This is a genomic window from Mesorhizobium sp. M7A.F.Ca.MR.148.00.0.0, from assembly GCF_003997735.1.
In the GTDB taxonomy this organism is placed as follows: Bacteria; Pseudomonadota; Alphaproteobacteria; order Rhizobiales; family Rhizobiaceae; genus Mesorhizobium.
This window is the reverse complement of record NZ_RZTB01000452.1, coordinates 1-352: the sequence shown is the minus strand read 5'-3', so window position 1 is coordinate 352 and position 352 is coordinate 1. Positions and strand designations below refer to the sequence as shown.

General features: G+C 64.2%; 1 protein-coding gene. It reads right to left on the bottom strand.

Features of this window, described 5'->3' with window-relative positions:
• A partial coding sequence (locus tag EOB49_RS34910; RefSeq protein ID WP_164781984.1) for an iron chelate uptake ABC transporter family permease subunit occupies positions 1 to 314 on the bottom strand: 314 nt, incomplete at its 3' end.
• Positions 315 to 352: the final 38 nt, after the last annotated feature.

The following is a 352-nucleotide window of genomic DNA, read 5'->3' as shown; positions in this document are numbered from 1 at the left end:
TTGGTGCCGATAGTGGTCGGCTCGGCCAGCGGGTTGCGCAGCACATGCTGCATGATGACACCGGCGAGACCAAGTGCCGCGCCGGCCAGCATGCTGACCGCGACACGCGGGAGGAAGGCATAGCGATACAGCAACTGCGCTGGATCGGATGTGTCGGGAGCGGTGAGCGCATGCCACCACAAGTGCGTCGGGAAAAGGTTGATGAGATCGAAGATGGTCAGCATCAGTGCCAGGCCTGTGGGCACGGCCACCAGCAGGATGAGCGCGCCGATGCCGTCGCTCTGTCGCGGCAGGGACATTGCCTGAGCGATCATGCCGCTGCCACGAATTCGGCGAAACGCGCGGCAGCAGT